Source organism: Variovorax terrae (assembly GCF_022809125.1).
In the GTDB taxonomy this organism is placed as follows: Bacteria; Pseudomonadota; Gammaproteobacteria; order Burkholderiales; family Burkholderiaceae_C; genus Variovorax_A; species Variovorax_A terrae.
Map to the genome: position 1 here is coordinate 75,569 of NZ_JALGBI010000001.1, position 26,871 is coordinate 102,439.

The 26,871-nt window shown below is 68.4% G+C and carries 29 protein-coding genes; 18 read left to right on the forward strand and 11 right to left on the reverse strand.

From position 1 onward, the window contains the following. Positions 1-57: 57 nt before the first annotated feature. The 9 genes from MMF98_RS00365 (at position 58) to MMF98_RS00405 (ending at position 7,942) form a co-directional block, all read left to right on the forward strand. Positions 58-462, forward strand: a complete 405-nt coding sequence (locus tag MMF98_RS00365) for a hypothetical protein (RefSeq protein ID WP_243302819.1) — start codon at positions 58-60, stop codon at positions 460-462. Between the two features lie 123 nt (positions 463-585). Then, a complete protein-coding gene (locus tag MMF98_RS00370) occupies positions 586-1,425 on the forward strand; it encodes a creatininase family protein (protein WP_243302821.1) in 840 nt (279 codons plus the stop codon). Positions 1,426-1,437: 12 nt separating this feature from the next. Then, positions 1,438-2,226, forward strand: coding sequence for an ABC transporter ATP-binding protein (locus tag MMF98_RS00375; protein ID WP_243302823.1), 789 nt, complete (start codon positions 1,438-1,440; stop codon positions 2,224-2,226). A gap of 45 nt (positions 2,227-2,271) precedes the next feature. Continuing rightward, on the forward strand, positions 2,272-3,099 hold the full coding sequence (locus MMF98_RS00380) for an ABC transporter permease (RefSeq protein WP_243302830.1): 828 nt from the start codon (positions 2,272-2,274) through the stop codon (positions 3,097-3,099). Next, entirely contained in the window at positions 3,096-4,301 is a 1,206-nt protein-coding gene (locus MMF98_RS00385) for an amidohydrolase family protein (RefSeq protein WP_243302831.1), read from the forward strand. Before MMF98_RS00380 ends, MMF98_RS00385 begins: the two co-directional genes overlap by 4 nt. Then, positions 4,298-5,647, forward strand: a complete 1,350-nt coding sequence (locus MMF98_RS00390) for an FAD-binding oxidoreductase (RefSeq protein ID WP_243302832.1) — start codon at positions 4,298-4,300, stop codon at positions 5,645-5,647. The genes MMF98_RS00385 and MMF98_RS00390 overlap by 4 nt, the downstream gene beginning before the upstream one ends. 80 nt (positions 5,648-5,727) lie before the next feature. Beyond that, complete coding sequence (locus MMF98_RS00395; protein WP_243302834.1) at positions 5,728-6,747, forward strand: ABC transporter substrate-binding protein; 1,020 nt, start codon at positions 5,728-5,730, stop codon at positions 6,745-6,747. Between the two features lie 122 nt (positions 6,748-6,869). Beyond that, positions 6,870-7,466 carry an NAD(P)H-dependent oxidoreductase gene (locus MMF98_RS00400; RefSeq protein ID WP_243302837.1) on the forward strand — a complete coding sequence of 199 codons (597 nt, stop codon included), beginning with the start codon at positions 6,870-6,872 and terminating at the stop codon, positions 7,464-7,466. Further along, positions 7,463-7,942 carry a RidA family protein gene (locus MMF98_RS00405; RefSeq protein ID WP_243302839.1) on the forward strand — a complete coding sequence of 160 codons (480 nt, stop codon included), beginning with the start codon at positions 7,463-7,465 and terminating at the stop codon, positions 7,940-7,942. The genes MMF98_RS00400 and MMF98_RS00405 overlap by 4 nt, the downstream gene beginning before the upstream one ends. A 766-nt stretch (positions 7,943-8,708) precedes the next feature. On the opposite strand, the gene MMF98_RS00410 is transcribed toward MMF98_RS00405, so the two are convergent. After that, a complete protein-coding gene (locus tag MMF98_RS00410) occupies positions 8,709-9,602 on the reverse strand; it encodes a transporter substrate-binding domain-containing protein (protein WP_243302840.1) in 894 nt (297 codons plus the stop codon). 333 nt (positions 9,603-9,935) lie between these two features. On the opposite strand from MMF98_RS00410, the gene MMF98_RS00415 reads away from it, so the two are divergent. Next, positions 9,936-10,385, forward strand: coding sequence for an Lrp/AsnC family transcriptional regulator (locus MMF98_RS00415; RefSeq protein ID WP_243302842.1), 450 nt, complete (start codon positions 9,936-9,938; stop codon positions 10,383-10,385). A 25-nt stretch (positions 10,386-10,410) separates the two neighbouring features. Here the strand turns inward: MMF98_RS00415 and MMF98_RS00420 are convergent, their stop codons facing one another. Continuing rightward, positions 10,411-11,973, reverse strand: coding sequence for a DHA2 family efflux MFS transporter permease subunit (locus MMF98_RS00420; RefSeq protein WP_243302849.1), 1,563 nt, complete (start codon positions 11,971-11,973; stop codon positions 10,411-10,413). Continuing rightward, complete coding sequence (locus MMF98_RS00425) at positions 11,970-12,428, reverse strand: MarR family winged helix-turn-helix transcriptional regulator (protein ID WP_243302851.1); 459 nt, start codon at positions 12,426-12,428, stop codon at positions 11,970-11,972. Before MMF98_RS00425 ends, MMF98_RS00420 begins: the two co-directional genes overlap by 4 nt. A 63-nt stretch (positions 12,429-12,491) precedes the next feature. Here MMF98_RS00425 and MMF98_RS00430 point away from each other — a divergent pair, with 63 nt between their 5' ends. From MMF98_RS00430 to MMF98_RS00465, 8 genes are all read left to right on the forward strand, one after another. Next, positions 12,492-12,830 carry a hypothetical protein gene (locus tag MMF98_RS00430; RefSeq protein WP_243302853.1) on the forward strand — a complete coding sequence of 113 codons (339 nt, stop codon included), beginning with the start codon at positions 12,492-12,494 and terminating at the stop codon, positions 12,828-12,830. A 26-nt stretch (positions 12,831-12,856) separates the two neighbouring features. Beyond that, a complete protein-coding gene (locus MMF98_RS00435) occupies positions 12,857-13,768 on the forward strand; it encodes a LysR family transcriptional regulator (protein ID WP_243302858.1) in 912 nt (303 codons plus the stop codon). Next, positions 13,765-14,655 carry a LysR family transcriptional regulator gene (locus MMF98_RS00440; RefSeq protein ID WP_243302861.1) on the forward strand — a complete coding sequence of 297 codons (891 nt, stop codon included), beginning with the start codon at positions 13,765-13,767 and terminating at the stop codon, positions 14,653-14,655. Before MMF98_RS00435 ends, MMF98_RS00440 begins: the two co-directional genes overlap by 4 nt. Positions 14,656-14,751: 96 nt before the next feature. Continuing rightward, positions 14,752-15,891, forward strand: a complete 1,140-nt coding sequence (locus MMF98_RS00445) for an ABC transporter ATP-binding protein (protein ID WP_243302863.1) — start codon at positions 14,752-14,754, stop codon at positions 15,889-15,891. A 9-nt stretch (positions 15,892-15,900) separates the two neighbouring features. Further along, complete coding sequence (locus MMF98_RS00450) at positions 15,901-16,983, forward strand: polyamine ABC transporter substrate-binding protein (protein WP_243302865.1); 1,083 nt, start codon at positions 15,901-15,903, stop codon at positions 16,981-16,983. 42 nt (positions 16,984-17,025) lie between these two features. Beyond that, positions 17,026-18,768, forward strand: a complete 1,743-nt coding sequence (locus tag MMF98_RS00455; protein ID WP_243302866.1) for an ABC transporter permease subunit — start codon at positions 17,026-17,028, stop codon at positions 18,766-18,768. A gap of 110 nt (positions 18,769-18,878) precedes the next feature. Then, positions 18,879-19,358: a PhzA/PhzB family protein gene (locus tag MMF98_RS00460; protein ID WP_243302867.1), complete on the forward strand. Its 480-nt coding sequence runs from the start codon at positions 18,879-18,881 to the stop codon at positions 19,356-19,358. A gap of 82 nt (positions 19,359-19,440) precedes the next feature. Next, positions 19,441-20,457, forward strand: a complete 1,017-nt coding sequence (locus tag MMF98_RS00465) for a PhzA/PhzB family protein (RefSeq protein ID WP_243302869.1) — start codon at positions 19,441-19,443, stop codon at positions 20,455-20,457. Between the two features lie 24 nt (positions 20,458-20,481). On the opposite strand, the gene MMF98_RS00470 is transcribed toward MMF98_RS00465, so the two are convergent. From MMF98_RS00470 to MMF98_RS00505, 8 genes are all read right to left on the reverse strand, one after another. After that, entirely contained in the window at positions 20,482-21,033 is a 552-nt protein-coding gene (locus tag MMF98_RS00470) for a bactofilin family protein (RefSeq protein WP_243302871.1), read from the reverse strand. 103 nt (positions 21,034-21,136) lie between these two features. Then, positions 21,137-21,805 (reverse strand): histidine phosphatase family protein, encoded by a 669-nt coding sequence (locus MMF98_RS00475; protein ID WP_243302877.1) that lies wholly within the window; start codon positions 21,803-21,805, stop codon positions 21,137-21,139. A 54-nt stretch (positions 21,806-21,859) separates the two neighbouring features. Continuing rightward, entirely contained in the window at positions 21,860-22,828 is a 969-nt protein-coding gene (locus MMF98_RS00480) for a threonine dehydratase (protein ID WP_243302879.1), read from the reverse strand. Continuing rightward, positions 22,825-23,457: a LysE family translocator gene (locus MMF98_RS00485; RefSeq protein ID WP_243302890.1), complete on the reverse strand. Its 633-nt coding sequence runs from the start codon at positions 23,455-23,457 to the stop codon at positions 22,825-22,827. The genes MMF98_RS00480 and MMF98_RS00485 overlap by 4 nt, the downstream gene beginning before the upstream one ends. Beyond that, positions 23,457-24,131: a VOC family protein gene (locus MMF98_RS00490; RefSeq protein WP_243302892.1), complete on the reverse strand. Its 675-nt coding sequence runs from the start codon at positions 24,129-24,131 to the stop codon at positions 23,457-23,459. The genes MMF98_RS00485 and MMF98_RS00490 overlap by 1 nt, the downstream gene beginning before the upstream one ends. Beyond that, entirely contained in the window at positions 24,128-25,006 is an 879-nt protein-coding gene (locus MMF98_RS00495) for a PhzF family phenazine biosynthesis protein (RefSeq protein WP_243302893.1), read from the reverse strand. The genes MMF98_RS00490 and MMF98_RS00495 overlap by 4 nt, the downstream gene beginning before the upstream one ends. 30 nt (positions 25,007-25,036) lie before the next feature. Further along, entirely contained in the window at positions 25,037-25,657 is a 621-nt protein-coding gene (locus MMF98_RS00500) for a glutathione S-transferase family protein (protein ID WP_243302895.1), read from the reverse strand. A 2-nt stretch (positions 25,658-25,659) separates the two neighbouring features. Then, positions 25,660-26,829: an aminotransferase-like domain-containing protein gene (locus MMF98_RS00505; protein WP_243302900.1), complete on the reverse strand. Its 1,170-nt coding sequence runs from the start codon at positions 26,827-26,829 to the stop codon at positions 25,660-25,662. Positions 26,830-26,871 lie beyond the last annotated feature (42 nt).

Below are 26,871 nucleotides of genomic sequence, written 5' to 3' on the forward strand. Positions count from 1 at the left end.
CGCCCGGGGCCGGGCCCACGTTGCAGAAGCGTGTACAACCACCCGCGAAGGAATGCCATGAAGCCCCGTTTTGCCCTGTTGCTGGCGGCTCTGGCTGCCGTCCCCGTCTTGGCCGCCGCCCAGGTGGGCGTCTCCATCGGGATCAACCAGCCCGGCGTCTATGGGCGGATCGACATCAATGCCTATCCGCAGCCGGCGGTCATCAATGCCCAGCCCATCATCGTGGCGCCCCCGCCGGTGCTGGCCGTGCCGCGCCGCCCGATCTACCTCTATGTGCCGCCGCTGTACCAGCAGAACTGGCCGCGCTACTGCGCGCGCTACGGCGCCTGCAACCAGCCGGTGTACTTCGTGCAGGAGGGCTGGGTCCGCGAACGCTACCAGCACGAGCATCCCGGCTGGCACGAGCGGGGCCCGCGCGACCATGACCGCGATCACGGCCGACGCGACCGCGATCGCCGCTGATCCCAGGGGCCCGGCCGGCCCTTGAAGGAGGCGGGCGCTCCCCGGCCAAGCCCCTCGGCACGGGGCGGCCATGGGGGGCGCGGGCCACGCATCGCATAGCCTCCTCCAACATAATGGAGGGCTATGAAACTCAAATCCCGTTACTGGGCCGATCTGTCGGCGCGTGATTTCGCGCGCCTGCAGGCCTCGCCCGAAATTGCCCAGGCGGTGGCCGTGCTGCCGGTGGCCGCCATCGAGCAGCATGGCCCGCATCTGCCGGTGAGCGTGGACACCACCCTGGTCGACAGCGTGGTCGCGGCTTCGCTGCCGCATCTGCCCGATGACCTGCCCGTGCTGTTCCTGCCCACGCAGCAGGTCGGCAAGAGCAACGAGCACCTGCGCTTTCCAGGCACGCTGACGCTGTCGGCCGAAACCCTGATCCGCGTCTGGATGGAGCTGGGCGAGTGCGTGGCGCGCGCCGGCTTCAAGAAGCTGGTGCTGCTCAACTCGCACGGCGGCCAGGTCAGCGTGATGGACATCGTGGGGCGCGACCTGCGCGTCAAGCACGACCTCATCGTCTATTCGAGCAACTGGTTCACGCTGCCGCTGCCGCCCGAGGTGGACGGCCTGTTCACCGCGCAGGAGCACCGCTTCGGCATCCACGCCGGCGACATGGAAACCTCGATGATGCTGGCCACGCCCTCGGCGCCCTATGTGGACATGGCCCAGGCGCGCGATTTCGACTCCAGCGCCCGCGTGCGCGCGGCCGATTTCCCGATCCTGGGCAACGGCCGGAGCGCCAAGCTCGGCTGGCAGGTGCAGGACTACAACGCCATGGGCGCGGCCGGCAACGCCACGCTGGCCACGGCCGAGAAGGGGCGGGCTGTGATCGACGCCGCGGCGGTGCAGCTGTCGCTGATGCTGCAGGAAGTGTCGCGGCTGCCGCTGTCCACGCTGGTGAGCCGGCCCACGATTCCCGTCTGAGGCGCTCTGGCCATGAGCACCACCACCACGGCGGGCGGCCACCGGCCCCTGCTGGAGCTGCGCCAGCTCGAGAAACGCTACGGCAACGGCACCCTGGCCCTCCAGGGCATGGACCTCGCCATCGGCGAGCACGAGTTCGTGAGCTTCCTCGGCCCCTCGGGCTGCGGCAAGAGCACGGCGCTCAAGATGATCGCGGGCCTGTCGCCCATCACCGGCGGCACCATCGCCTGGGGCGGCCCGGGCCAGGCCGACCATTCGCACGACATCAGCTTCGTGTTCCAGGAGCCCACGCTGATGCCCTGGGCCACGGTCTTCAACAACGTCTGGCTGCCGCTGCGCCTGAAGGGGCGCTCTCGCGCCGAGGCGCGGGCCGAGGTCGAGGCGGCGCTGCAGACCGTGGGGTTGGCCCAGTTCGCCGAGGTCTACCCGCGCGAACTCTCGGGCGGCATGAAGATGCGCGTTTCGATCGCGCGCGCCATGGTCACCCAGCCGCGCCTGCTGCTGATGGACGAGCCCTTCGCCGCGCTCGACGAGATGACGCGCTTCAAGCTCAACAACGACACGCTGGCGCTGTGGCAGGCCAACCGCTTCACCACCATCTTCGTGACGCACAGCGTCTACGAGTCGGTTTACCTGAGCAACCGCATCATCGTGATGGCCGCGCGCCCGGGCCGGGTGATCGCCGACATCCGCATCGACGAGCCCTATCCGCGCAGCGATGCCTTCCGCACCACCGCGCGCTACAACGAACTCTGCGTGCAGGTCTCGCAGGCCCTGCACTCGGCCGGAGGTGACCATTGAACTCCCACGCCCCCTTTCGTTTCGCAGCGGCCCGGCGGAGGCGCCATGACTGAGCGCATCATGACCGTGGAGGGCCGCGTGCCGCTGACGCGGCGGCCCTGGATCCGCACCACGCTGCCGATCGTCATCTTCCTGCTCGCGCTCGGCGCCTGGGAGGCCGTGGTGCGCATCAACCAGATCCCGCACTACATCCTGCCGGCGCCTTCGCTGATCGCCACCACGCTGTGGGACAACTTCGGCTCGCTGCTGGGCAGCTGGATGTTCACCATCAAGATCACCTTCTGGGCGCTTGCGCTCGCGGTGGTCGGCGGGGTGCTGCTGGCCATGCTGTTCGCCATGAGCGAGTGGGTGGAGCTGAGCCTGTTCCCGTTCGCCATCGTGCTGCAGGTCACGCCCGTGATCTCGATCGCGCCGCTGATCATCATCTTCGTGCCCAGCACCACGGCGGCGCTGCTGCTGTGCGCCTGGATCGTGGCGTTCTTCCCGATCCTGTCGAACACGGTGATGGGCCTGCGCAGCGCTGACCTGAACCTGCGCGACCTGTTCAGCCTGTACCGCGCCAGCCCCTGGCAGACGCTGCGCCATCTGCTGATCCCCTCGGCCCTGCCTTACTTCATGGCTGGCCTCAAGGTGGCCGGCGGCCTGAGCCTGATCGGTGCGGTGGTGGCCGAGTTCACCGCCGGCGCGGCCGGCAAGGAGACCGGCCTGGCATCGCGCATCCTGGAGGCGAGCTTTCGCACCGAGATCCCGAAGATGTTCGCCGCGCTGGTGCTGGTGTCGCTGACCGGCATCGCGATCTACCTGATCTTCAACGTGCTGTCGCGCCTGCTGCTGGGCAAATGGCACGAGTCCGAAGTCAAGACCGACCGATGAAAATTGCTGCCGTGAACCTGCCGCGCCGCCTGCGCGGCTTCGAAACCGAGGCGCCGCCCGAACAGGCCTTCGACGTGACGCTGGACGGCGACCGCGTGGCCTCGATCCGGCCGGTGGCCGGGCCGGCCCAGGGCACGCTGCTGAGCGGCCTGGTGGACGCCCACGCCCACATCGACAAGAACTACACCGTGCACGAGGTGGGGGCGGTGCAGGGCGACCTGTTCGCCGCCATCGCCCGCATGGCCGAGCACCGTGCGCGCTGGAGTGGCCCGGCGCTGCGCGAGCGCATGGCGCGTGCGCTGGACGACGCCTGGCGCTGCGGCACGCGCGCGCTGCGCACGCACCTGGACTGGGGCGGCCCCGCCACGCCGCTGTCGCTGGCCGTGCTGCTGGCGCTGCGCGAGGAGTGGCGCGGCCGCGTCGAGCTGCAGTTCGTCTCGCTCACGCCGCTGGACGTGTTCGACGACGCGGTCGCCGGCGAGGCGATCGCGCACGCGGTGGCGCAGGCCAATACCGAAGCGCCGGGCCGTCCCGGTGTGCTGGGGGCCTTCGTCTACCGCAACGAGGAGATCGAGCGGAAGCTGCGGCGCGTGTTCGAGCTCGCGAAGACTCACGGCCTGGCGCTCGACTTCCATGTGGACGAAGGGCTGGACCGCGACGCCACCGGCCTCAACCGCATCGCCGAGCTCACGCTGGAGCACGGCTGGCAGGGCCGCGTCACCTGCGGCCATGCCTGCTCGCTGTCGGTGCAGCACAACCCCGAGGCGCTGCACACGCTGAGCCGCTGCGCCGCGGCCGGCCTGCACCTGGTCGCGCTGCCCACCACCAACCTGTACCTGCAGGGCGCATGGGACCGCACGCCGGTGGAGCGCGGCATCACGCGGCTGCGCGAAGCCGCTGAGCACGGCCTGCGGCCCTCCATCGCCACCGACAACGTGGCCGACGGCTTCTACCCCTACGGCAGCTACGACCTGCTGGAGACCTTCCAGCTCGGCGTGCAGGTGGCCCACCTGGCGCCAGCCATGGACTGGCTCGACAGCATCACCGCCAGCCCGGCGCGCGCGCTCGGCCTGGCCTGGGACGGCCGCCTGCGCGAGGGCTGCCCGGCCGATCTGGTGCTGCTGGCCGCCCGCAACGAATACGAGCTGCTGACGCCCGCTGGCCGCCGGCGCACGGTAATCCGCCACGGACAGACCCTATGAACGACAGGATCGAGAGCCTGAAGCAGGCGCTTGCGGGCATCGAATGGCATGACGACCCGGGCCTGCTGCGCAGCAAGTCCAAGGACTTCCACTGGTACAGCCCGGTGCTCACCGAGCTGCTGCAGGACAAGACGGCCGACCTGCTGGTGCAGCCCAGGGACATGGACGAGCTGCGCCGCGTGGCCGCCGCCTGCGCGCGCCTGCGCCTGCCGGTGACGCTGCGCGGCGGCGGCACCGGCAACTACGGCCAGTGCGTGCCGATGGAGCGCGGCGTCATCATCGAGACGCTGCGGCTCGACGCGGTGCAGGTCCGCCCCGGCAGCGCCACGGTGCAGACCGGCTGCATCATCGAGCGGCTGGAGCAGGCGGCGCGCGCCACCGGCCAGGAGATCCTGATGTTTCCCTCGACGCTGACCGATGCCACCATCGGCGGCTTCATCTCGGGCGGCTTCGGCGGCGTGGGCTCGATCCGCCACGGCGTGCTCAAGGACCCGGGCAACGTCACGCGCATCCAGGTCATGACGCTGGAAGAGGCGCCGCGTCTGATCGAGCTGCGCGACGCCGAGATCCAGAAGGTGCACCACGCCTTCGGCACCAACGGCATCATCACCGAGATGGACGTGAAGCTGGCGCCGGCCGAGGACTGGCGCCACGTGATCGCGCTGTTCGACGATTACGAGGCCGCGCTGCGTTTCGGCCAGGCCGCGATGCGGCCCGACCTGCCGCTGCGGCTGCTGACCTCGGTGGAGCGCAGCTTTGCGCCTTACTACACGCAGTACGGCGAGTATTTCCCCGAGAGCCACGACGCGATCTTCGCCATGGTCGCCGCCGCCGGGCTGCCGGCCTTCGAGGCGCTGGTGGCGCAGCATGGCGGGCGCCTGTCGCTGGCCATGACCGACGCCGAGATCGCCGCGGCGCAGCTGCTGCCGGCCTACGAATGCGCCTACAACCACACCACGCTGATGGCGCTCAAGAAGGACAAGGCCTGGACCTACATGCAGCTCGCGTTCCCGCAGCCCTTCAGCGTGGCGCAGGCGATGGCGCTGGTGCACGAGTTCGGCCACGAGATCTACTGGCACCACGAGTTCTCGCTGGCCTACGGCGAGTACGGCGTGTTCGCGATTCCCCTGGTGAGCTACTTCGACGCCGAGCGGCTGGCCGAGATCAAGCAGCTCATCGAGGCCCAGGGCGTGGGCGTGTTCGACGCGCACGTCATCACCATCGAGGACGGCGGCATGAAGACCATCGACACCGCGCAGATCGATTTCAAGAAGATCGCCGATCCGCACGGCCTGATGAACCCTGGCAAGACGCGCGGCTGGCTGCCAGAATACGCGCGGCCCTGAGAAAAAACCCTGATCCCGCCGGGCATGTTTTGTGCAAGCATCGTGCCCTCGTCAGAACGACCCACCCGAGGAACCGCACCATGAAGCCGTTTGCTATTAAAACCATAGCTGCCCTTGCCCTGCTGGCGGGGACCTCCGCCGCTTTTTCGCAGGAAAAGGTGGTGTTTGCCACGAACTGGAAGGCGCAGGCCGGCCACGGCGGCTTCTACCAGGCGCTGGCCGACGGCACCTACAAGAAATACGGGCTGGACGTCGAGATCCAGCAAGGCGGCCCGCAGGTCAACAACCGCCCGCTGCTGCCGGCCGGCAAGATCGACTTCCTGATGGCGGGCAACCTGCTGCAGAGCTTCGACAACGTGAAGAACGGCGTGCCCACCATCGTGGTGGCCGCGATCTTCCAGAAAGACCCGCAGGCCATGTTCGCGCACCCGGGCCAGGGCTACACCAGCTTCAAGGACCTGACCCGGGCGCCCACGGCCTTCATCGGCAAGGACGGCCAGTTCAGCTTCTGGCAATGGATGAAGGCCGAGTACGGCTTCAGGGATGAGGCGGTCAAGCCCTACATGTTCAACATCGGCCCGTTCGCGGCCGACAAGAAGTCGATCCAGCAGGGCTACTCGATCGAGGAGCCGCTCTCCATCAAGGCCCAGGCCGGCTTCGACCCGATGGTGTTCCTGCTGGCCGACAACGGCTTCTCCACCTACGCCACCACCATCGAGACCCGCGCCGAGCTGGTGAAGACCAAGCCCGAGACGGTGAAGAAGTTCGTCGAGGCCTCGATCCTGGGCTGGACCAACTACCTCTACGGCGACAACAAGGCCGCCAACGAGATGATCAAGAAGGCCAACCCCGAGATGACCGACGCCAACCTGGCCGGCTCGCTCGGCCTCATGAAGAAGCTCGGCGTCGTCGACAGCGGCGACTCGCTGACCGAGGGCATCGGCACCATGCACGCGGCCCGCGTCAAGGACTTCTACGACAAGATGGTCAAGGCTGGCCTCTACAAGGCGGGCGAGGTCGACCTGTCCAAGGTCGCCACCACGCAGTTCGTGGGCAAGGGCGTGGGCGTGGACGTGCGCAAGAAGCTGACCGGCAAGTGAGGCCCTGATGCCCGGCCCCCGTGCGAACCGAGCCTGCCGATGGCGCACGGGCGGCCTCCGATGTTTCGGCAGGCCTGTCCTGGGCCGCAGTCCACAAGGCCCAGCGCGAACGGCAGCTTTTCTTGCGCACCCTGGTCGTCCATTGCCATCCCAATCCTGAAAGCTTCAACACTGCCCTCTACCGTACCGCCGTGCAGGCCCTGCAGCGCGCCCACCACGAGCTGCGGCTGCTCGACCTCTATGCCGAAGGCTTCGACCCGGTGATGACACGCGAGGAGCGCGTGGCCTACCTGAGCAACCCCGGCCTGCTCGAGGCCCGGGTGCAGCCGCATGTGGACGCGCTGCGCTGGGCCGAGCACATGGTCTTCGTCTACCCCACCTGGTGGTACGGCCCGCCGGCCGTGCTCAAGGGCTGGTTCGAGCGCGTCTGGCTGCCGGGCGTGACCTTCCGGCCGGCCTTGGCCAAGGGCCAGCGCGCCATTCCCGCCATGCAGCATGTGCGCCGCCTCACGGTGGTGACCACCAGCGGCTCGCCCTGGTGGTGGCTGCGCGTGATGGGCGACCCCGGGCGGCGCCTGTTCACGCGCGGCCTGCGCTCGCTGTTCGCGGCGCGCTGCAAGACCACCTGGCTGCAACTGCACGACATGAACAATGTGACCGAGCGCGACTGCGAGCGTTTTCTCGCCAAGGTTGCGCGCACTCTGGAGAAACTCAAATGACTGCAACTGCATCGACCGCTCCCGCCATGGGCCAGCCCATGGCCAACTACCTGGCCGCCAAGCGCGTGGGCGATTTCGTCTTCATGAGCGGCGTGGTGGCCGTCGACCCGGTGCGCCGCCAGGCCGTGCGCAGCTACGACGACATTCCCGAGGCCGCGCGCGCGGCCCTGCGCCCGCTGGGCTATGTGACGGGCCAGATGTCGGTCGATATCTTCGAGGCCCCGATCGTGGCGCAGAGCTGGTTCGTGCTCGAGCGCATCCGCCAGCTCGCGGCCGAACACGGCGGCAGCATGGCCGACGTGGTCAAGCTGGTGCAGTACTTCACCGACCTGCGTCACTACGCGCCCTACAACCGGGTGCGCGGGCTGTTCTACCCGGGCGAGCCGCCGGTCAGCACGGTGGTGGAGGTGTCGCGCTTTCTGCCGGGAGATGAGGTGCTGGTGGAGGTTGAGGCGACGGCGTATCTGCCGCGGTGAGGGGGACTGGGGTTGGGGCGTTTGTTGCGGATTCTTGAGTGAAATTGGCCGGATGTCCTTGTGCTGCGGTCGTTTCTTGCTATGAATTCAGGAGTTCTTTGCTCTTTGTCTTGGGTGGTTGGTTCGCCTGCAGGCCGGGACTCGCCCCGGCAGGCGACTTACTTTTCTTTGCTTCGCCAAAGAAAAGTAAGCAAAAGAAAGGCGAGCCGCAGTCATGGCCCCTTCGGGGTTCCCTGCGCTGCTCGCGCCAGGTGGGGTCTGGCTAAACTCGCTTCGCTCAGACAACGCCAGCCCTGATCCACCTGGCACTCCGCTGCTCGGCCATGTCAGGACGGCGTGGGGGAGAAAGACCGAAGCCCACAAGAACGCGCCATGGCGCGTCCTGTCAATGAGAGGGGGAGTTGGTTTCCCACCGCCGTTGTGAGGAGGCGAGCAACGCAGGGGCGGGCGGGAAAAGAGGCGAAGATGTTTGAGCCCGCAGGGCGAGTTTCTGAGCCTCCCGCCCGGCCCGAGCAGCGCAGCGTGCCCGAAGCGAAGCGCAGGGCCGACGAACCCGGCTCGCCTTCTCTTTGCTTACTTTCTCTTGGCGAAGCAAGAGAAAGTGAGTCGGCCGCCGGGCCGAGACCCGGCCTGCAGGCGAACCAACCACCCAAGACAAAGAGCAAAGAACTCCTGAATCGATAGCAAGAAACGACCGCAGCACAAGGACATCAGCCCGATTCAACTGGAAAATCGCCCCAACCCTCCTGCAAACCACCTCCCCGCCTCAATTGGCCGGCTTGTCGCTAGGCGACCTGAGATTGTCCCGCAGCTGAGGGCTCATCGGCAGATTCAGCGCCACCCCCTTGGGCGCAATCGGCGCCATGAACCACTTGGTGTACAGCCGCTCGAACTCGCCGCTCTTCATCAGCCCGATGATCGTGTCGTCCACCAGCTGCTTGAAGGCTGCATCGTCCTTGCGCAGCATGCAGGCATAGGGCTCCACCTGCAGCGACTCGCCCACCACGTCGAACTCGCCCGGGTTCTTGGCGTTGGCCTTGAGCCCGAACAGCAGGATGTCGTCCATCGCGAAGGCCGCCGCGCGGTCGGTCTCCACCAGCAGGAAGGCGTCGGCGTGGTCCTTGCCCAGCAGGATGTCGAAGTTCAGGCTCTTTTCGGCGCTGTACTTGCGGATCACCTGGTAGTTGGTGGTGCCGGTGGTGGTGGCCACCTTCTTGTTGGCCAGGTCGGCGTAGTCCTTGACGCCCGAGCTCTTCTTCACCAAGAGGCGCGTGCCGGTGTAGAAGTGGTTGATGGCAAAGGCCACGTCCTTGGCGCGCGCGGTGTTGTTGGTGGTGGAGCCGCATTCCAGGTCCACCGTGCCGTTGACGACCAGCGGGATGCGGTTCTGGGAGGTGACGGCCAGGTACTCGACCTGCAGGGCGGGCTTGTTGAGCTTCTTGCGGGCGGCCTCGACCACGGCGTTGGAAAGCTCGACCGAGAAGCCGATGGGCTTGCCGGGGCCGTCCAGGTAGCTGAAGGGCACGGACGATTCGCGGTAGGCGAGCACGATCTTGCCGCTGTCGGCGATCTTGGACAGGGTGTCGGCGCTGGCTGAGCTGGCGGCTGCGGCCAGGCTCGCGGCCAGCAGCACAGCGGCCCGCAACAGGGATGCTTTCATGGGGGACCTTTCGCTGAGTCGGGGGAGATGGGAAAGCGGCCCAGTGTACGAACGGCCCCACCGCGGCACAAGCGAGGGTTTGCCCTGCGGGGGCGGCGTGCGATGAGGGGCGGAAGGCTGTAGAGGCCGGGCGGCGGGCGCCCTGAATGGCCGGGCACCGCGGCGGGCGGTAACCCGCCGCGGTGCCTGCCGTACAAGGCCCGCCGGTAAGCGGGCCCGTAGTGATGAAAGTATCCGCCCGGCCGGGCCGACAGGTTTTCTCTTTTTCTGGAAAATGGCGGCCTATTTGGAAGGATTTTCTTGATTATGAGAATTTAAAGATAATCCATCTTCATGGACAAGATGGATCGGAAAATTCTCAAAGTCCTGCAAGGCAATGCGCGCGCCAGCCTGCAGGAGATCGGCCAGACCGTGGGCCTGAGCCCCACGCCCTGCTGGGGCCGCATCCGCAAGATGGAGGAGGCCGGCGTGATCGAGGGCTACACCGTGCGCCTGAACGCGCAGGCGCTGGACCTCAGCGACACCGTGCTGGTGCAGGTCACGCTGGACAGCCATTCCGACAACACGCTGGAGAAGTTCGGCGAGACCCTGGCCGCCATTCCCGAGGTGATCGAGGCCTACCTGGTGTCGGGCGACTACGACTACCTGCTGCGCGTGGCCGTGCGCGACACCCGCGACTACGAGCGCCTGCTGCGCGAGCGGCTCTACAAGATCAAGGGCATCCGCCACAGCAAGTCGAGCTTCGTGCTGCGCACGCTCAAGAAGGCCGACCTGCCGCTGTGACGCGGCCGCCCGCGCCCAGTGCCGCTCAGTGCGGCGCGTCCACCGGCGGGCCGGCGTCTGCACCCGGCGCCTGGCGCGGCCGGCGGATCAGCAGCAGCAGCGGCAGCGAGAGCAGCGTGAGCCACATCATCAGCTTGAAGTCGCCCAGGTAGCCGATCATCGCGGCCTGGCGGTTGATCTCCAGGTTCAGCACCGCCAGCCCGGCCGGCGTCTGCGGGTTGAGCAGTGGCGGCAGGTTTTGCACGGCCGCGTCGTAGGGCGTGATGGCCGCGGCCAGCTGCGCGTGGGCGCGCGCCGTGTTCTCGGTCAGCAGCGCCTGCACGATGGAGATGCCGACGCTGGAGCCGATATTGCGCAGCAGGCTGAAGATCGGCGTGCCGTCGTTGCGCAGGTGCGGCGCCAGCGTGGAGAAGGCTGCGGCGCTCAGCGGCACGAAGGTGAAGCCGATGCCCAGGCCCTGGATGAAGCCCGAGATGATCACCAGGCTGCTGTCCATGTCCAGCGTCAGCCGCGTCATCTGGTACAGCGAGACCGCCGTCAGCGTGAAGCCCAGCGCCATGATGGCGCGCACGTCGATGCGGTGGATCAGTCGCCCCACCAGCACCATCGCCAGCATGGTGCCGATGCCGCGCGGCGCCATCACCTCGCCGGTGTAGATCACCGGGTAGCCGAGCAGCCCCTGCAGCAGGGTGGGCAGCAGCGCCATGGTGGCGTACAGGATCATGCCCACGATGAAGGCGAACAGCCCGCCGATCACGAAGTTGCGGTCGCGCAGCAGCGCGCGGTTGAGGAACGAGCTGTCGCGGGCGGTCCAGGTGTGGACGGCGAAGAAGGCGAAGGCCAGCAGCGAGCCCACGGCCTCGATGCGGATTTCCGCCGAGTTGAACCAGTCGAGCTGCTCGCCGCGGTCGAGGAACATCTGCAGCAGCCCGACCGCCAGGCTCAGCGTGGCAAAGCCGAACAGGTCCAGCCGCTCGGCCTTGGGGCGGCTCTCGGGCAGGTAGCGCGCGATGCCGTAGAAGGCCAGCACGCCGACCGGCAGGTTGATGTAGAACACCCAGCGCCAGTCGTAGGTCTCGGTCAGCCAGCCGCCCAGCATGGGGCCGAGGATCGGGCCCACCATGATGCCTGCGCCCCAGATCGCCATCGCCTGGCCGACCTTCTCCTTGGGGTTGATGTCCAGCAGCACGGCCTGCGACAGCGGCACCAGCGCCGCGCCGAACACGCCCTGCAGCAGCCGCGCCAGCACGATCTCCCACAGAGTGGAGGCCATGCCGCACAGCGCCGAGGCGATGGTGAAGCCGACCACTGCGATCTGGAACACCTGCTTGCGGCCCCAGCGCGCGCACAGCCAGCCGGTCAGCGGCGTGGCGATGGCCGCGGCCACGATGTAGGAGGTCAGCACCCAGGTGATCTGGTCCTGCGAGGCCTGCAGGCTGCCCTGCATGTGCGGCAGCGCGACGTTGGCGATGGTTGTGTCCAGCGCCTGCATGATGGTGGCCAGCATGATCGACACCGTGATCATGCCGCGGTGCCGCACGCGCGACGGGTCGATCGGCATCGGCACGGCGGCCGCGGCCGCGCTCATGAGGCCGCCGGCTCGCTGGCCAGCGCCGCGAGGTTGGTATGCACGCGCCGCAGCAGCGCCAGCAGCTGGGCGCGCTCGGCCGCATCGAGGCCGGCCATCGCGCGCGCGTGGATCGAGTCGCTGATCGCCAGCGCCGACTCCAGCGCCAGCTCGGCCCGGGGTTCGAGGTGGATCTCGTTGATGCGGCGGTCGCTCGCGCTGGCGGCGCGGCGCACCCAGCCGCCGGCCTCCATGCGGTCGCACAGGCCGGCCACCGCCATCGCACTCAGGTCCAGCCGCTCGGCCAGCGCGGCCTGCGACATCGGCTCGTCCTGCATCGCCAGCGCGCCCAGCAGCCGGCACTGCGCGCGCGACAGGCCGATCTGCTCGCGCGCGAGCTGGTCGAAATGGCGGCCGTACAGCCGCGCCACGTCGTTGACCAGGAAGCCGAAGCGGTGGGTCAGGTCTCTTTTCATCAATATGATTATCATAAACATATTTATGAATTGGCAAGCCCCGCCGCAGTACCATCGGCGGCCATGGGGACGAGTCCGCGCCGGCGCCATCACTACCACGTCTACGTCGTGCTGCTGTCCGACGAGGTCTGGAACGTGGCGCGCTTTCGCCGGGCCAACCCCGACTACGAGCTGGGCAAACCGTTCGTGTATGTGGGCATGACGGGGCTGGACCCCGATGTGCGCTTTGACAAGCACAAGGCCGGCATCCAGGCCAACGGCTTCGTGCGCGACTATGGCGTGCGGCTGCTGCCGGGGCTGTACGCGATGTACAACCCGATGCCCTACGAGGGCGCGCGCGAGATGGAGGTGGAACTCGCCATCGGCCTGCGCGAGGCCGGCTATGGCGTGTGGCAGGCCTAGGCGATGTGTTGTCCTAAACTTCGGCCATGGACGCACGCCAGCTAGAGACCTTTCTCGTGGTCGCCCAGGAGCTCAACCTGCGGCAAGCGGGCAGGCAGCTGAAAGTCAGCCAGCCTGCGGTGACTTCGCAGCTGCAGGAGCTGGAGTCCGAGCTGGGCTTTCCCCTCGTGATTCGCGAGCAGCAGCGCCTGGTGGGGCTGACGCCCGCCGGCCAGGCCTATCGCGAAGCCGCCCGCACGCTGCTCGCCGAACTGCGTGCCGCCCGCCGTTCCGCCATGAGCATTGCCAGGGGCAAGGCCATCGCCGTGCGCGTGGGCATTGCCGAGGAGGTGGCTTCCACCAGCGGCTACTGGGTGGCTTTCCGCGAGCTGCAAAAGCACCACGTCCACATGGCGTTCCAGTTCATCGAGCTGCCGGTGCTGGATCTGCCTGACGCGGTGCGCCGAGGGACGGTTGATCTGGCGCTTACCATCGACGGGCCTGGACAGGACGGCCTGGAAGTCACCGAACTCTGGGCGCAGGAATGGCTCGCCCTGCTGCCGCAAGGCCACCCGTTGGCCGCGCGTGCGCGGCTGGTCCCTGCCGATATGGCCGGCGTGCCGCTGGTGCTGGGGGTGCGGCAGAGCTTGGCGGGCGGACACGACCTGATCGAGCGGGCGTTCGAGCGTGCCAAGGTCGTGCCCGACGTGCGGTTCCGTGCGCTGCGCCGCTCGACCATGCTGATCCTCGTCAATTCGGGTGTGGCCGCCACCTTCGTGCCGCCTACGGTGGGGGCCATGCGCCTGCCTTGCACGGACAGCGTGCCGTTCGAAGCCCCGGCGCTCAAGATCGTGGCGTTGTCCCTGGGCGACCGCACGTCGGCCGGCGTGCGCGAACTCTGGGAGGAACTGCGCCAAGCGACCAGCAACTTCACCTATACCCCGCCCGCTCGCCCGTGAACCTGCGCCGCCTCCAGTACTTTGTGGAATTTGCCCACCATGGCGGTGTCGACGCTGGCCACGACTGGGAATCCATGCGCAATCACGTGGCCGCGCTGGAAAAGGAGCTGGGTTTCGAGTTGGTGCACAAGAAGGGGCCGCAGGCCCGGCGCCTGACCGCCGCGGGGCAGCACTACGTGCGTGACGCGCAGCGCATCCTGCGCACGCACCAGGACATGCTGGCAGAGGCGGCCCGCCGCAACCTGGGCGTTGCAGGACGCCTGCGCATCGGGCTGTGCGAGGAGGCCTGCACCCTGTACTTTGCGCGCGCGCTGACGCGCTTTTCGCAACGCTTTCCCGAAGTCGCACTCGATGTGGTGGAGGGGGACTCGGTCGACCTCGCTCGCGCCGTGCGCCGCCGCGACGTGGACCTAGCACTGACCCTGCCCCTGTCCGCCAACGAGGGGCTGGCCGTGCGCGACGCCTGGCTGGACCGCTGGAGCGTGGCCCTGTCGCCCGGGCATCCGCTGGAGGCGCGGACGCTGATCACCTGTCAGGACCTGGCACACGAACCCCTGGTGCTGGCGGACCCGCTGCTGCCTTCGCATGGGCATGAATACATCCGCGAAGCGTTTCACCACCATCAGATCGAGCCGTGCATCGGCGCGCTGGGCATCAACCGCACCACGATGCTCGTGCTGGCCGTGGCGGGCGCGGGCTCGACCTTTGTGCCGCAGGCCATGGTGCGGGTGCCTGCGACGGGCAGCGGCCTGGTCCGGCTGGAATTCCGGCCGCTGGACGTGCCGCTGCTGCGCATTTGCGTGGCGGTGGCGCTCAACAGCCCGCCGCGCACGGCACTGCAGTTCATGCAGGTCATCGACGCCGCCGATGAAGCGGTTATCAGCTGATAGGCAAATTGCGCCGACAGGAGTTGGGTTGCGTTTCACAATGCCGTCACAAAACACGTGACGCCGATTTCTACTGCAACCCGCCCGAGAGACTGCATGAGCCACGACTCCCGATCCTCCACGCCGTCGGCGGCGCCCGCTGCGCGCCCTGGCGCCGTGGAATTCCGCAACATCACCAAGCAGTACGGTAGCCTCACGGTCGTCAACGGCATCAGCCTCCAGATCTCCGGTGGCGAGTTCATCTCGCTGCTCGGGCCTAGCGGTTCGGGCAAGACCACGCTGCTGATGATGCTGGCTGGCTTCACCGAGCCGAGCGCGGGGCAGATCATGGTGGACGGGCAACGCACCGACCAGATTCCGGCCAACCGGCGCAACCAGGGTGTGGTGTTTCAGAGCTACGCGCTCTTCCCTCACATGACCGTGCGCGACAACGTGGCCTTCCCGCTGAAGGCGCGCGGCGTGCCCGAGGCGCGCGCGCGCGAGTTGATCAGGACGGCCCTGATGCGGGTGCGCATGGCGGGTTTCGAGGATCGGTATCCCTCGCAGTTGAGCGGTGGCCAGCAGCAGCGCGTGGCGCTGGCCCGGGCCACGGTGTTCGACCCGCCGCTGATCCTGATGGACGAGTCGCTCAGCGCGCTGGACCGCAAGCTGCGCCAGGAAATGCAGGTCGAGATCAAGGATCTGCACCGCGAACTGGGCAAGACCATCATCTACGTCACCCACGACCAGGAAGAGGCGCTGACGCTGTCCGACCGGATCGTGGTGCTCCAGAATGGCCGGATCGCCCAGGTCGGCGCGCCGATGGACATCTACGAACGCCCGCGCAGCATCTACGTCGCCAGCTTCATCGGCGAGGCGAACTTCATCGATGGCGTGGTCGAGCAGCAAGCGGGTGATCGGCTCCAGGTCGCCACCCTGGCCGGCACGGTCGAGGTGGCCAGCGATCGGCCATGGCGCAGCGGCGAAGCTGTGCGGATCATGATCCGGCCCGAAGCGCTTCAGATTCGCGGCAGCAGCAATGGCGCCGGCACCAGCAGCGGGCTGCGGGGCCGTGTGACCCAGGTGTCCTTCATCGGCGATGCGCTGATCTACCGAATCGCCGTCGCCGGGCAGAGCTTCGTGGCGAAGTCCGTGCGCTCGCGCCGCGGTGCGGTGCTTCAAATCGGAGATTTCGCCGAGATGTCCTTCCATGCCGATGACGTGCGCGTCTTCGGTGCCGACTCATCCCTCAACTAGGAAATGACGATGATCAGAATGATTGCGAATCGGGGCGCGGTCGCGCTCATAGTGGGTTTCGGTCTGGCGCTTTGTGCGGTGGCGCAGACGCGCCAGTTGGCCATCATCGCGGGCGGCGGCGTGCTGGGCGAAGGCGTCACCAAGGCCTTCGTCGAGCCCTTCGAGAAAGAGACCGGCATCAAGGTCCGGGTGATCCGCGACCAGGTCAGCACCGCCAAGTACATGCTCCAGAAGGAAAGCGGCAACATCGACTTCGACCTGGCCGGCAACACCGGGGCCGGCAGCATCCCACTGGCGCGCCAGGGCGTCCTCGAAACCATCGACTACAGCAAGCTGGACAAGGCCCTGATGGCCAGGTTGCCTGCCGAGGCCAAGAAGCCCTGGGGTGTGCAGTACTTCAACTACGCTTTCGTGCTGGGCCTGGACGCGGCCAGGTTCCCGGCCGGCAAGCCCGCGCCGAGTAACTGGGCCGAGTTCTGGGACGTGAAGAAGTTTCCCGGCACGCGCACCCTGCAGAACGCCGAGTTGGGCATCCAGGGCCCGCTGGAAGAAGCCCTGCTGGCCGACGGCGTGCCGATGGACAAGCTCTACCCGCTGGACGTGGACCGCGCCTTCCGCAGCCTGGACAGGATCAAGCCCAGCATCCGCAAGTGGTGGAAGGTGGGCAGCGAGCAGATGCAGCTCTTCCAGAGCGGCGGCGTGGCGATGGGCATGGGCTTCGACGGCCGCTTCATCGCGCTGACCCAGGCCAACAAGCCGGTGCGCATCGTGTGGAACCAGGCCAAGACGATCAGCCTGTATTGGACCATCCCGAAGGGCTCGAAGAACCTAAAGGAGGCCTATGAGTTCATCAGCTTCGCCACGCGTCCGGACCGGCAGGCCGAATTCGCCAAGCTGACCGGCTATGCCCCGGCCAACCCGGACGCCTTCCAGCACATCCCGAAGGAGCTGGCCGAGCAGATGGTGACCTACCCCGACAACAGCAAGCTCGCCTACCAAATGAACCAGGAATGGTACAGCGAAATCGGCGCGGACGGCAAGACCAATGCCGACCGCATCGCGCAGCGCTGGAACGAGTGGATCACCAAGTAAGCCCTGCGGCGCCTCTCCGCCCCCTCCATCCCCGCGAACGCCATGAAAAACCCGTCCCGACAGGCCGTGGCCTGGGCCCTGGCCCTGCCTGCCCTGCTGCTGCTGGTGGTGTTCTTCTTCTATCCCCTGCTGCGGATTGCCGGCCTGAGCGTGGGCTTTCCGAAGCTGTTGCTGGCGGACTACGCCACCGTGTTCAACCCGGTCAACCGGATGATCGCGGTGCGCACCTTCTCCATCGCGGGCATCATCACGCTGGTCACGCTGCTGCTGGCCTACCCCATGGCGGCCTTCCTGTGCCAGGCGCACAGCATGGCCCGCAAGCTGGCCATGTTGTGCGTGGTGATTCCCTTCCTGACCAGCTTCCTGGTGCGCAGCTACGCCTGGGTCGTGCTGCTGGGCGACGAGGGTGCCATCAACTCGGCGCTGCGCTGGCTGGGTCTCATCGCCGATCCGCTGGAACTGCTCTACAACCGCTTCGGCATGTCGGTGGGCATGGTGCACATCATGCTGCCGCTGCTGGTGCTGCCGATCTACGCGTCCATGCGCGGCATCGACCCGATGCAGTGGAAGGCCACCCAGGCACTGGGCGGCGGCGCCCTGCGCAGCTTCCTCACGGTCTACCTGCCGCAGACCTACGCGGGCATCCGCAGCGGCTGCACGCTGGTGTTCATCCTGTCGCTGGGCTTCTACATCACGCCGGCCATGCTGGGCAGCTCGCGCGACCTGATGCTGGGCAACCTGATCGCGGCCAACGTCGAGACCGCCACCCACTACGGCCTGTCGGCCGCCATCGCCTTCGTGCTGCTGGCCGGCACCGTGCTGGTGTTCGCCGCGGTGCGCCGGCGCGAGCCGCGCCCGCAGCCAGGCGCCTTGGCGCGCCTGTTCATGCACACGTTGGGATTGGAGCGGGTGGCCGTCGCGCTCAGCCGCCGCCGCTGGCGGTGCAGTGCCGGGCGCGTTCGCCGCGGCGGCGGCCGGTTCAAGGCGCGCTGGCTGCTGGTGCTCTTCGGTGTGCTGATGTGCCTGTACCTGCTGCTGCCGAGCATGATCGTCGTCGTTGCCTCCTTCAACGGGCAGGACAGCCTGGCGTTTCCGCCGCAGCAGTGGTCGCTGCGCTGGTACCGCTTCCTGCTGTCCGACGAGCAGTGGGCCCTGGCCGGCGGCCTGAGCCTGAAGATCGCCCTGGCGAGCACGGCGCTCACCATGCTGCTGGGCACGCTGGCGTCCTACGGCATCGCCCGGCTGCGCGGCACGCGGGCGGGCCGGGTGATCTACGGAGCGGCGCTGGCGCCGATGGTGGTGCCCAGCGTGGTGACGGCGCTGGGGGCCTTCGCGGTGCTCTCCGACATGGGCCTGTTCGGCACCATGGTCGGCGTGGTGATCATGCACACCTGCCTGAGCATTCCGCTGGTGACGGTGCTGATGGTGGCGGCCTTCTCCAGCTTCGACGAGCGGCTGGAGATGGCGGCCCAGAGCTTGGGCGCCAGCCGCTGGCGCACCTTCCGCCGCGTGGTCGTGCCGCTGGTGGCGTCTTCGCTGCTGTCGTCCCTGCTGATGGCCTTCCTGCACTCCTTCGACGAGGTGGTGCTGACCAGCTTCATCGCCGGCACGCGCATGATGACCGTGCCGCTGAAGATGTGGGAAAACATCCGCAACCAGGTGGACCCCGCCATCGCGGCGCTGTCCTCGCTGCTCATCCTGATTCCCTTCGTCGTGCTGGCCCTCCAGGGGCTGCCAGGGCGACGCAGGCCCCGCAGCAACCCGCCAGGCGGCCTGCCGGTCTGAATACACCCTCTGCGTACCGCCGGGCCTGTGCCCGGAGGGCCGCGCCGTGCCCGCTCTTTCTCCTCCCCGTCCCCAACCCCCCGATCCGTTGAACCGAAAGGATTTGAAAAATGGATGACTCCGCTCTCAGAGACAAGAACCGCGACACCGTCAAGGCCTTCCTGGCGCTGCGCGGCCCCGATCGCGGCCCCAAGCGCGCGGCCCTGTTCACGCCGGACTCGAAGGTCGAGATGTTCGTGCGCGACGGCGCGCACCTGAACCTGAACGGCCGCGCCTGGTGCATGGCCACGCCGGACACTTTTCCGATCTGGGGCTTCTACGAAGGCACCATCTACGAGACGCCCGGCGACCCCAACTCCTTCCTCGTGCCCGCCGTCGGCCGCGGCCAGATCTTCGCCCCCGGCGGCAAGGGGCCAGGCCACGACGTGGAGATCTGGTACGTGCTGCTGTTCGAGCTGAAGGACGGGATGATCACGCGTTTTCGCGAGACGGTGGACTACTGCCGTGGCGGCGACGTCATCACCGACCAGTACACGCCCGATCGGCCCGACCTCTTCGTGCGCCACAACAACCCCTTCAAGCAGAGCTGATGCATCCGCCGCCGGGCCCGCGCGCTGGCCGCGCGGCCAGCGGTACCTCTCCCACTTTTTTCTTTCAAGGAATCGAACCGTCATGAGCAAGAAGGACATCATTTCCCAGGCCGACCAAGCCCAGCGGGCCGAGAACATCGACTGCATCCGCCAGTACGTGGACGCCCGCACGCCCGAGCAGCGCGGTCGCCGCTGGGACCTCTACGTGGACGACTGCACGAGTGGCGCCGTCGCCGGCGCACCGCTCCAGGGCAAGGACATCGCCCGCCGCTGCACCGAGTGGAACCTGGTCCACTTTCCCAACTACGTCTTCAACGACAACATCGTGTTCCAGTCCACCGATCCGGACTACTACTGCGTCATGTCCAAGGGCTCGGGCGGCATCAACTACCCGGCCTACGGCGGCGAGCGGCAGTACGACAACGTCTACTTCCACGTCATCCGCATGCGCGGCGGCCGGATGAAAGACTACTTCGAATACTCCAACCTGCTGGGCATGTACAAGACCCTCGGCATCGAGATCCCGGCGCTGCAAGGCCCGCCCGGCTGGCCCGGGCACACGCCCGAGGAGGCCGCCTACGACGCCTACCCGCGCCCGCAGTACAGCAACCCCGCTGGTCCGGACGTGATCCCTGCCGGCGACGAGGCCCTGCGCGAGAAGAACATCGCCGCCATCCGCCAGTATGTGGATGCGCGCACGGTCGAGGAGCGCGGCCGCCGCTGGGACCTGTACATCGACGGCGACGAGTGCACCAGCGGTGCCGCCGGCATGCCCGCGCTGTTCGGCAAGGCCAAGGCGCGCCAGTGCACGGAGTGGAACCTGGACTACTTCCCGGACTACGTCTTCAACAACAACGTGATCTTTCAGACCCAGGACCCGAACCTGTTCCTGGTGATGTCCGACGGCACGGGCGGCATCTACTATCCGGCCTACGGCGAGCGCAGGACCTACGAGAACCGCTACTTCCACACCTTCCGCATGCAGGACGGGAAGATCCGCAACTACTACGAGTATTCCAACGCCAAGCTGCTGTTCGACGTGCTGGGCGTCAAGCTGCCGGCGATCCAGACGCCGGCCGGCTGGCCGACGGCGCTGTAGCCGCTGCCGTCGGCCGTGCCGCTCTCAGGCGGCGGCGTGCAGCCCCGGCTTGGCCAGCGCCGCGGGCTTGCCGTGGACCGGCGAGAACTGGATCTCGCCCGCGAGCTGGCCGCCTTCCTCGATCACGACCTTGCCGTAGCGGATCTTGCCGGTGACCTTGCCGGTGGCGTAGATCACCAGCTTCTGGCGCACCGTCAGGTCGCCGTCGAACTCGCCGTGGATCTCGGCGATGTCGATCTCGGCCGAGCCCTTGAAGGCGCCATGCTCCGAGATCTGGATCACGCGCGAATCCATCGTGGCCTCGACCAGGCCCTCGACCACCAGCGTGTCGCAGTCGGTGATCTCGACGCCCTTGAGCTTGATGTTGGGGCCGACGGTCAGCTTGCTGCCGCCTTCCTTGGCGGCGCTGCCCGCTGCCGTGGACGGTGCGGCGGCAACGGGCGCGGCAGCCGCCGCGGCGGCCGTGGCCTGCGCGGCATGGGCAGCGCCGGCGCCCTGGGTGCTGTGCGGGCTGGTTTGACGCGGGCTGAACGCGTCCGGTTCGCGCTTGCCAAAGAACGGTGATTGCAGTGCCATGGGTTTCCTTTGCGAAAAAATCATGGTACTGGCGCATCAACTTACAACCTCCGGCCGAGGCGCAAGATCGGTAACCAAATTCTCGGGCGCGCGGCTCGGCCGCTCAGGCGTAGGTTACCCACTGCGCGTGGTCGGGGTGGTCCAGGTGCGGCAGGGTGTTGTAGGTCACCAGCATGTGCCGCTTGGGCGTGAATGCGAACTCGGTGACCGAGCTGTTGCGGATGCGCAGGTTGAGCTCGATCGTGGTCTCGGGGCTGGTGCCCAGCACATGGCCCACGGCGGTGGCGATCGGCCCGCCGCTGGAGACGATCAGCACATTTCCTTCGTGCTGCGTGCGCACATGGTCGAGCGCGCTGGTGACGCCGGCCACGAACTCGTTGTAGCTCGGCATGCCTTTGGGGCTCACCACGCCGGCCATCCATTGCGCGAGGCCGTCGCGCAGCAGCCGGAAGTGGTGGCGGTACATCTCGGGCGAGTCGGGCTTTTCCAGCTTGTGCGGATGGATGGCGGCGATCACCGCTTCGCTGTCGTACTCGTTGAGGCCGGGCCAGAGCCGCGGCTCGGCCGGCTGCCCCAGGCCTTCGGCGATGCCCTGCCAGGTCTGCGCATGGCGGCGCAGCGTGCCGGTCAGCACGGCCTCGAAGCTCAGGCCCTTGTGGGCGAAGTACTCGCCCAGCCGCCGGCTCTGCTGCTGGCCCAACGCGCTGAGCTGATCGTAGTCGTCGGCGCCGAACGAGGCTTGCCCGTGGCGCACAAGGTAGAGGGTTCCCATGCCGGAATTCTGAACCCGATCGCCCTCATGTCCTTGTCGCAGGGGCGACGGCAGCTATTGATTTGATAGCACGCGGGCGAAGGTAGCGCTGTCCACGTTGCCGCCCGAGAGCGCGATGCCGACGGCCCGGCCCTGCCAGCGCGCGCGCTGCTGCATGACGGCGGCCAGTGCCGCCGCGCCCGCGCCCTCGGCCACGTTGTGGGTATCGGCAAACAGCACGCGCATGGCCTGGGCCACCTCGTTGTCGGTCACGGCCACCACGTCGTCGGCCTCGCGCAGGATCACCTCCAGCGCCTCGGCATCGGCCACGCGGCAAGCCATGCCGTCGGCCAGTTGCGTGGTGACAGGCGCCTCAAGGGGCCGGCGCGCGCGGAACGAATCGAGGTAGGCCGTGGCATGGGCCGACACCACGCCGACCAGCCGCGAGCGCGCGCCGGTGTGGGCCCGCGCCGCGGCCGCGGCGCAAAAGCCCGAGCCCTGGCCGATCGGCACGAACACCACGTCAGGCGCCTGGCCGCGCTCGAACGACTCGAAGAACTCGACCCAGTAGCTCATCACGCCGCGGATCAGGTCGCGGTGGAACGAGGGCACCATGTGCAGGCCCTGCTGCGCGGCGAGTGCGATGGCGTGCTCGCGCGCGGCCTGGAAGTCGTCGCCATGCTCCAGCAGCGTCACGCCCAGGGCGCGCATGGCCGCGTTCTTCTCCACCGAGTTGCCGTGCGGCACCACGATGGTGGCGGCCAGGCCGTGGCGGCGTGCCGCGAAGCCGACCGACTGGCCGTGGTTGCCGCGCGTGGCGCTGATGACGCCGCGCACCTCGGGCTGGCGCCGCGCCAGCGCCTCGAAATAGGTGAGGCCGCCGCGCACCTTGAAGGCGCCCGCCGGCGTGTGGTTCTCGTGCTTGACCCAGACCGTCAGCCCCAGCCGCTGCGCCAGCAGCGGCCAGGCGTACTGCGGCGTGGGCGGCATGGCCGCATAGACGGTGGCGCGGGCGGTCTCGACGTCGTCGCGGCTGAACATCATTTTCTTTCGGTGAAGGCGATGCGCACGGCCAGTGCGGCCAGCACGCTGCCCATCAGCCAGCGCTGCGCGTGCAGCCAGCCCGCGCTGTGCGACAGGAAGGCGGTGATGCCCGCGGCGCCCAGGATCAGCAGCGCGTTCACGGCCACGCTCACGCTGATCTGGATCGCGCCCAGCGCCAGGCTCTGCAGCAGCACCGAGCCGCGCTCGGGGTGGATGAACTGCGGGAAGAACGACAGGTAGAACATTGCCACCTTGGGGTTCAGCAGGTTGGTGATGAAACCCATGCGGAACAGCGTGGCCGGCGGGTCCTGCGGCAGCAGGCGCGCCTCGAACGGCGCCGCGCCGCCGGGCTTCACCGCCTGCCAGGCCATCCACAGCAGGTAGGCCGCACCGGCAAGCCGGATGGCGTCGAACGCCAGCGGCACCGCCAGCAGCAGCGCCGTCAGGCCCAGCGAGGCCGCCATCAGGTGCACCAGGAAGCCCAGCGCCACGCCGCCCAGCGACACCAGGCCGGCGGCGCGGCCCTGGCACAGGGTGCGCGAGACGCAGTAGATCATGTTGGGGCCCGGCGTCAGCACCAGGATCAGGGCAGCGAGGGCAAACCAGGCGAGTTCCTGAAATGAAAACATCACAGTCCTTTCGATTCAAGCGTGACCAGGCCGCGCGGCGTGAGCAGCGTGGCCGCGAGGTTGGGCGTGCCGGGGTCCACGGCCACGCCCTCCAGCCCGAGGGCGGCGTGGGCCGCGCGCAGGTCGTCGGCGCGCGGATGCGCCAGCCGCAGCGACTGCAGGCGCACGCCCGAGTCCGGCAGGGCGTCGGCCGGGTGCACCGGGCCCCATTCGATCAGCGTGGGCAGGGCGCCGTAGAACAGCCGCTGGCCGTCCTCGCGCACGCTGATCTGCCAGCGCAGCGTGCCCTGCGGCGTTTCGCGCAGGGCCGGCAGCAGCGCGCCGCGGTCGATGCCGTGGTGCGCCAGCGCCTTCAGGGCCGCGCCCGCATCGGGCGTGCGGGCCACGAAATGCACCAGCCGCGGCGCCTCCCGCACGGCGGCCTGCAGCGCCGCGTCGTCCAGGTCGAACCAGCGGGTGCGGCCGGGGGGCGGCGCCTTGGGGTTGATCGCGATGATCTCGGCGTAGGCGCGCGGAAACCGCTCGTGCGCCAGGCTGAACAGCCGGTTGTGCGTGCCCATCAGCGGATGCTCGCCGCCCGGGCCGGGTGTCAGGCCAAGCGTGGCTTCGCACCAGGCGACGCCTTGCTCCAGCGAGTCGGCTGCGATCACCAGGTGGTCGAGCTCGGCGTTCATGCCAGCTCCACGCTGCCCGCGATGCAGGTGACGGTTTCGCCGCCGACCCAGACCTGGCCGGCTTCGTCGCGCTCGATGTGCACGCGCCCGGCGCGGCCCAGGCAGGCGCCCTGCGCCGCCACGTAGCACGGCGGCAGGTGGCCGTCGGCGATCAGCCACTGCGCCAGGCTGGCGTTGAGGCTGCCGGTGACCGGGTCTTCCGGCACGCCGATGGGGGCGGCGAAGGCCCGCACCTCGAGGTCTTCCGATGCGCAGGTGCGGGCCATGGACGCCGCGCCGCGGTCGCCATTGGGCGCCGCCACACCGACCTTGACGCCCAGGTGCTTCAGCGCGGCGTGGTCGGGCCGCAGCTCCAGCACGGTCTGCGGGTGGTCGAGCAGCAGGCCGAGCCAGACCGGGCCGTTGTCCAGCAGCTGCGCGGCCTGCACCTGCTGCGCCCGCAGCCCGAGCGCCCGCGCCACCTGGGCCAGCAGCACGGGGCTGGGGGCGCTGCGCTTGAGCGGCGGGGCACCGAACGCCAGGCGGGCGCCGTCGCGGCGCAGCGTCACCAGGCCCACCTCGCATTCCTGCACGATGGTGCCGCCGGCCGAGGCGCGCGGCGTGCCTCCCGCCTCGAGCCAGGCATGGCAGGTGCCGAGCGTGGGATGGCCGGCGAACGGCAGCTCGCCGCCGGGCGTGAAGATGCGCACGCGGTAGTCGGCCGTAGGCTGGGTGGGCGGCAGCACGAAGGTGGTTTCGGAAAGGTTGGTCCAGTGCGCGAAGCGCTGCATGGCTTCGTCGCTCAGGCCCGCGCCGTCCAGCACCACGGCCAGCGGGTTGCCGCGGTAGGGCACGCCGGTGAAAACATCGACTTGTCGGAAGGGGCGTTGTGTCATGTCGGGCGATCGGGATGAAAGGAAGGAGAGTCAGGCCAGCGCCAGGTCGAGCACGCCGCGCGAGGCCGGGCGGGCCTGCACCGCGGCGTACCAGCGCTCGAGGTGGGGGCGCGCCGGGCGCGGCTGCGGCAGGCCCCACCAGCGGTGGATTTCGCAGGCCACGGGAATGTCGGCCATGGTGAAGCGTTCGCCGGCCAGGAAGGCCTGCCGGGCGAGGTGCGCGTCCAGCAGGTCCAGCAGCGGCTCGGTGGCCGCCACCGACTGCGCCACCCGCGCCGTGTCGATACGGCCGCCGGGCTGGCGGATCAGCTGCACGAAGGCGTCGCGGCCCGCGGGATTGAGCGTGGTCTGCTGCCAGTCCATCCAGCGCTCGGCGTCGAAGCGCGGCTGCAGGCCCTCGGGGCAGAGGCCGCCCGGGTCATGCCGGGCGCAGAGGTAGCGCACGATCACGTTCGATTCCCACAGCGTGAAGCCGTCGTCCTCGATCAGCGGCACCAGCGCATTGGGGTTGAGCGCCTGGTAGCCGGACGTCTGCACGATGCCGAACGGGCCGCCCGCATCGGTGCGCTGGTGCGTGAGGCCGAGCTCCTGTACGGTCCATACCACCTTGCGCACATTGATCGAGCTCAGGCGGCCCCACAGGCGCAGCATGTTCAGGCTCCCCGCGCTTCGCGGATCGCCGCCGCCAGAGCCGCGATGCCGGTGTCGATCTGCGCCACGCTGGCCGTGACGAAGCTCAGGCGCAGCGTGCGCGCGTCGGGCGGGCCGGCATAGAACGGCGCGCCGGGCACGAAGGCCACGCCCTTGTCCACCGCGCGCGGCAGCAGCTCGATGGCGCTCAGGCCTTCGGGCAGGCGGGCCCACAGGAACATGCCGCCGCTCGGGGTGTTCCACTGCACGCCCAGGCCCTGCATCTCGCGCGCCAGCGCGGCCAGCATGGCGTCGCGCTGGGTCTTGTAGAGCGCGCGGATGGTGGGCACGTGGCGCTCCAGGAAGCCGTCCTTGATGACCTCGGCCACCATGCGCTGGTTGAAGCCGGGGCTGTGCAGGTCGGCCGCCTGCTTGGCCTGCAGCAGCTTGGGGAACAGCACCGGCGGCGCCACGATGTAGCCCAGCCGCAGGCCGGGCGCCAGCACCTTGGAGAACGAACCGAGGTAGACGCAGCCCTGCGGGTGGCGCGCGCTCAGCGGCAGCGGCGGCGGCTGGTCGAACCACAGGTCGCCATAGGGGTTGTCCTCGATCAGCGGCAGGCCCAGCTCGGCGGCGCGCGCCAGCAGCGCGGTGCGGCGCGCCTCGCTCATGCTGCGCCCGGTCGGGTTCTGGAAGTTGGGCAGCAGGTAGAGGAAGCGCGCGTCCGCGGCCTTGGCGGCGAGGTCGTCCACGACCACGCCCTTGTCGTCGCTGGCCACGTCCACCACCTGCGGCTCCATCGGCGTGAAGGCCTGCAGCGCGCCGAGGTAGGTGGGCGTTTCCACCAGGATGCGGCTGCCCGAGTCGATCAGCACCTTGGCCACCAGGTCCAGCCCCTGCTGCGAGCCGGTGGTGATCAGGACCTGCGAGGCGTCCACCGCCCAGGGCAGCGAGGCGGCCACGGCCTCGCGCAGCGGGCCGTAGCCCTCGCTGGCGGCGTACTGCAGCGCGCCCGGCGCGTCGTCGCGCAACACCTTGGCGCAGGCTTCGGCAAAGGCCTCGACGGGGAAGGTGCGCGACGAGGGCAGGCCGCCGGCGAAGCTGATGATGTTGGGCTTCTCGGTGACCTTGAGGATCTCGCGGATCGCGGAGGGGTTCATTTTTTCCGCACGCGCGGACAGTTTCCAGGGCATTTCACTTTTCTCCAGGGTGGGCCGCCTTGGGGCGGCCCCGGT

Coding starts and splice junctions, on each gene's coding strand:
- MMF98_RS00415 (WP_243302842.1), top strand. CDS start 9,936: ATGGACAAGATGGATCGGAAAATTCTCAAAGTCCTGCAAGGCAATGCG.
- MMF98_RS00370 (WP_243302821.1), top strand. CDS start 586: ATGAAACTCAAATCCCGTTACTGGGCCGATCTGTCGGCGCGTGATTTC.
- MMF98_RS00425 (WP_243302851.1), bottom strand. CDS start 12,428: ATGAAAAGAGACCTGACCCACCGCTTCGGCTTCCTGGTCAACGACGTG.
- MMF98_RS00390 (WP_243302832.1), top strand. CDS start 4,298: ATGAACGACAGGATCGAGAGCCTGAAGCAGGCGCTTGCGGGCATCGAA.
- MMF98_RS00420 (WP_243302849.1), bottom strand. CDS start 11,973: ATGAGCGCGGCCGCGGCCGCCGTGCCGATGCCGATCGACCCGTCGCGC.
- MMF98_RS00380 (WP_243302830.1), top strand. CDS start 2,272: ATGACTGAGCGCATCATGACCGTGGAGGGCCGCGTGCCGCTGACGCGG.
- MMF98_RS00455 (WP_243302866.1), top strand. CDS start 17,026: ATGAAAAACCCGTCCCGACAGGCCGTGGCCTGGGCCCTGGCCCTGCCT.
- MMF98_RS00470 (WP_243302871.1), bottom strand. CDS start 21,033: ATGGCACTGCAATCACCGTTCTTTGGCAAGCGCGAACCGGACGCGTTC.
- MMF98_RS00410 (WP_243302840.1), bottom strand. CDS start 9,602: ATGAAAGCATCCCTGTTGCGGGCCGCTGTGCTGCTGGCCGCGAGCCTG.
- MMF98_RS00505 (WP_243302900.1), bottom strand. CDS start 26,829: ATGCCCTGGAAACTGTCCGCGCGTGCGGAAAAAATGAACCCCTCCGCG.
- MMF98_RS00465 (WP_243302869.1), top strand. CDS start 19,441: ATGAGCAAGAAGGACATCATTTCCCAGGCCGACCAAGCCCAGCGGGCC.
- MMF98_RS00365 (WP_243302819.1), top strand. CDS start 58: ATGAAGCCCCGTTTTGCCCTGTTGCTGGCGGCTCTGGCTGCCGTCCCC.
- MMF98_RS00480 (WP_243302879.1), bottom strand. CDS start 22,828: ATGATGTTCAGCCGCGACGACGTCGAGACCGCCCGCGCCACCGTCTAT.
- MMF98_RS00490 (WP_243302892.1), bottom strand. CDS start 24,131: ATGAACGCCGAGCTCGACCACCTGGTGATCGCAGCCGACTCGCTGGAG.
- MMF98_RS00375 (WP_243302823.1), top strand. CDS start 1,438: ATGAGCACCACCACCACGGCGGGCGGCCACCGGCCCCTGCTGGAGCTG.
- MMF98_RS00495 (WP_243302893.1), bottom strand. CDS start 25,006: ATGACACAACGCCCCTTCCGACAAGTCGATGTTTTCACCGGCGTGCCC.
- MMF98_RS00460 (WP_243302867.1), top strand. CDS start 18,879: ATGGATGACTCCGCTCTCAGAGACAAGAACCGCGACACCGTCAAGGCC.
- MMF98_RS00445 (WP_243302863.1), top strand. CDS start 14,752: ATGAGCCACGACTCCCGATCCTCCACGCCGTCGGCGGCGCCCGCTGCG.
- MMF98_RS00500 (WP_243302895.1), bottom strand. CDS start 25,657: ATGCTGCGCCTGTGGGGCCGCCTGAGCTCGATCAATGTGCGCAAGGTG.
- MMF98_RS00395 (WP_243302834.1), top strand. CDS start 5,728: ATGAAGCCGTTTGCTATTAAAACCATAGCTGCCCTTGCCCTGCTGGCG.
- MMF98_RS00405 (WP_243302839.1), top strand. CDS start 7,463: ATGACTGCAACTGCATCGACCGCTCCCGCCATGGGCCAGCCCATGGCC.
- MMF98_RS00485 (WP_243302890.1), bottom strand. CDS start 23,457: ATGTTTTCATTTCAGGAACTCGCCTGGTTTGCCCTCGCTGCCCTGATC.
- MMF98_RS00475 (WP_243302877.1), bottom strand. CDS start 21,805: ATGGGAACCCTCTACCTTGTGCGCCACGGGCAAGCCTCGTTCGGCGCC.
- MMF98_RS00435 (WP_243302858.1), top strand. CDS start 12,857: ATGGACGCACGCCAGCTAGAGACCTTTCTCGTGGTCGCCCAGGAGCTC.
- MMF98_RS00450 (WP_243302865.1), top strand. CDS start 15,901: ATGATCAGAATGATTGCGAATCGGGGCGCGGTCGCGCTCATAGTGGGT.
- MMF98_RS00385 (WP_243302831.1), top strand. CDS start 3,096: ATGAAAATTGCTGCCGTGAACCTGCCGCGCCGCCTGCGCGGCTTCGAA.
- MMF98_RS00430 (WP_243302853.1), top strand. CDS start 12,492: ATGGGGACGAGTCCGCGCCGGCGCCATCACTACCACGTCTACGTCGTG.